Source organism: Mycobacterium sp., assembly GCF_032162105.1.
In the GTDB taxonomy this organism is placed as follows: Bacteria; Actinomycetota; Actinomycetes; order Mycobacteriales; family Mycobacteriaceae; genus Mycobacterium.
In genome coordinates, this window is sequence record NZ_JAVRPS010000172.1 from 1 (window position 1) to 2,611 (window position 2,611).

Sequence of the window (2,611 nt, forward strand, 5' to 3'; positions counted from 1 at the left end):
ATTCTCCTTACCCGTTGCCAGCAGCTCAGGTACACCTCGGCCGGTTCCCTGCGTGAAAGGCTGAAAGCGTTCCCCATCGCGATCAACTAGCTACGGATGAACACATTTTTAGTGCGGAGGAACTCGAAGAGTCCTTCCCGGCCGTACCCGCTGTGGTTGTAGCCGCCGAAAGGCGCCCCCGGCGGAAGCCCGGATGTCCCGTTACCAACAGGTGCGCTCACGGCTCATCCTGCGTCGCCTTGAACCGGTTGGTGACTGCCGCCTTCATCGCTACCGGGGCACATAGCTCGTCCTGAGCCGATTGGGGCTGGTAGCGCTCGTGGGTCACGACGGGCTGCCTGACAGGGATGGACATGACGGGTCTCCTTTGATCCGGTGGCGGTTCGATACGGTCGAGGTCACGCGCACGGGTTGTGTCCCATCGCCGTGAGCACCCGGTGGGCAGCGCTCAGCAGAAGGTCGCCGCGGTTCGCGTGTTCGGCGAGGTCGGCGGCGATGGCGACGTCTTTACCCAGCAAGTCGGCGATGACGCGCACGCGGGCTGTTGGTGGCTGAAGGCCGTCGAGTAGGCCGGCGTACATTTGCACCGCATAGCTGCGTCCGCTGGCGTGCGGCATGATGCTCATCAGGGCGGCCTCATCGACGCCCAACGCGGCTGCGAACTCCGCGGTCTCGTGGGCCAGGCCCAGCGTGGCGGTCAGCAGCAGGTTGTTGAGGAGTTTGGCCAGCTGGCCGGAACCCAGGGCTCCGACGTGCACGACGGGGTCACCGAACGCGGAGAGCACAGGCACGGCCGTTTCGTAGATGTCGTGGTCGCCGCCCACCATCACGAGGAGCCGCCGCGCGCGGGCTGCTTCGCCGCCGCCGCTGACCGGCGCATCCAGCAAGTGGGCGTGACGTTCGCTGAAGCGCTCTCCGAGTTGGCGGCAGGTTGTCGGGTGCACGGTGCTGTGGATCAGCACCGTTGTTCCCGGGGTGATCCCGGCGAGCAATCCGTTCGGGCGCAGCGCCACCTCGACCACATCGTCGTCGTTGAGGACGCAAATGCCGATCACCTCGGCCAGTTCAGCGAGTTCGGCCGGGCTGGAGGCGATGCGCGCGGTGCCGGCGAACGGCTCAACTGACTCGGGCCGGCGGGCCCACAGCACGGTGTCGTGGCCTGCGTCGATCAGCGCCTGGGCCATCGGCGCGCCTTGGCTCCCGAGGCCGATGAATCCGACGATCGGCTTGGCGGCGGTCATGGGGTGGCCAGCTTGGCGATCTGGGCACTCATGAACGCGTCGACGTCGTCGGCGCGCTGGCGCATGATGTCGTGGACTTCGCGGTGGGTGGTCAGCAAAAAGGTGTCGTCCTTGATGGCGTCGACGACGAGCCGCCCCACTTCGGCGGCCTCGATAAGCGCCAGGGTGGGGGCCTGTATCGGTTGTGGGGTACCGAACACGGGGATCTGGTCGACGATGCCGGTCGGCACGGGGCCGGGGCACAGGCATGTGACTCCCACCCCGCGAGGCCGGGTATACAGCGCCAGCGATTCAGACAGTGCCACGACTGCCGCCTTGCTGGCCGCATAGGGAAGGCGGTCGTAGCCGTAAGGCCACAGCGCCGAACTCCTGCATTTGTTCGAAGGTCATGTCGCCGCTGCGCAGCGCGGCGTACACGTGGGCTTCAATGGGTGCGACGGTATCGGCTGCGCCCACGCACGCCAGCGTGATCCACCGTCGGTGGCTTCTACTGATGTCACGTGGCTCACATCTCCCTGAGTCTTCGGGATACATCGATGACTGAAACCGCATGACCCAGCCGCCGTCGACGCTGATGGTTTGGCCGGTAATCCACCGGCCGGTCGCCGACACCAACAGTCCATCCGCCGAGACCGGCCCATCCGCGATGCACGGCCGGGCCGTAAGAGGCCGTCCGTCGTCCTGGTCTTTGAATTGGCCGCGGCACAGGGTGCTTGGCCGTTTCGATTCGCGGCATGGGGCAATGGTGGAAACGGCAAGCGGGCGACATACTCATCGCCCCCGCGGGACTAGTGAGCCCAGGCCGTCGACGCCGACCGTTCGGCTCGGACTGAGGTGTCATCGGATGGTGACGCCGGCGTCGACTTTGAATTGCAGGCCGGTGACGTATCGTGCTTCGTCGGACACTAGATACAGCACCGCGTTACTCACATCAATGGCCTCGATCAGCGGTACGGGGAGCGCATTCCCGAAGAGAGGACCTAGGTCCGAACGGTCTTCGACGATTAGCTTGACCATGGATGGTGGCGCCATCCCGGTCCACACCCCTGTCGGGTGGACGGTGTTGACCCGGATGCTTTGAGCGGCAAGCTCGTTCGCGAGAGCGACGCTCATGCCGACGATGCCTTGCTTGGACGCTGTGTAGGGGATGTGCAGCGGGCTGCCCTTGATTCCGGCCGCAGAGCTGATGTTGATCAAGCTGCCGCCGCCTTGCTCAACCAGGTGCGGTATTGCTGCCGCGCACGTATTCCATGCCCCAATGAGGTTGACGTCGGTCACTAATCGCCACTGCTCTGCCGTCGTGGTGTCCCACGTGCCAGCGGTCAGCACGCCGGCATTGGCCACGGCGGCATCCAAACCCCCCAGCTGGC

The 2,611-nt window shown here is 65.4% G+C and carries 4 protein-coding genes and 1 pseudogene; all 5 read right to left on the bottom strand.

Annotated features, from left to right (window positions below):
- Positions 1–217 precede the first annotated feature (217 nt).
- Positions 218–355: a hypothetical protein gene (locus QOC69_RS08985; RefSeq protein ID WP_526438512.1), complete on the bottom strand. Its 138-nt coding sequence runs from the start codon at positions 353–355 to the stop codon at positions 218–220.
- A 43-nt stretch (positions 356–398) separates the two neighbouring features.
- On the bottom strand, positions 399–1,241 hold the full coding sequence (locus QOC69_RS08990) for an NAD(P)-dependent oxidoreductase (protein ID WP_526438514.1): 843 nt from the start codon (positions 1,239–1,241) through the stop codon (positions 399–401).
- Entirely contained in the window at positions 1,238–1,600 is a 363-nt protein-coding gene (locus tag QOC69_RS08995; protein ID WP_526438518.1) for an SDR family NAD(P)-dependent oxidoreductase, read from the bottom strand. Before QOC69_RS08995 ends, QOC69_RS08990 begins: the two co-directional genes overlap by 4 nt.
- Positions 1,601–1,607: 7 nt before the next feature.
- Positions 1,608–1,736, bottom strand: a pseudogene (locus QOC69_RS09000) (carboxymuconolactone decarboxylase family protein); the annotation flags it as partial.
- 342 nt (positions 1,737–2,078) lie between these two features.
- The coding region (locus tag QOC69_RS09005; protein ID WP_526438516.1) for an SDR family oxidoreductase at positions 2,079–2,611 on the bottom strand (533 nt) is incomplete at its 5' end.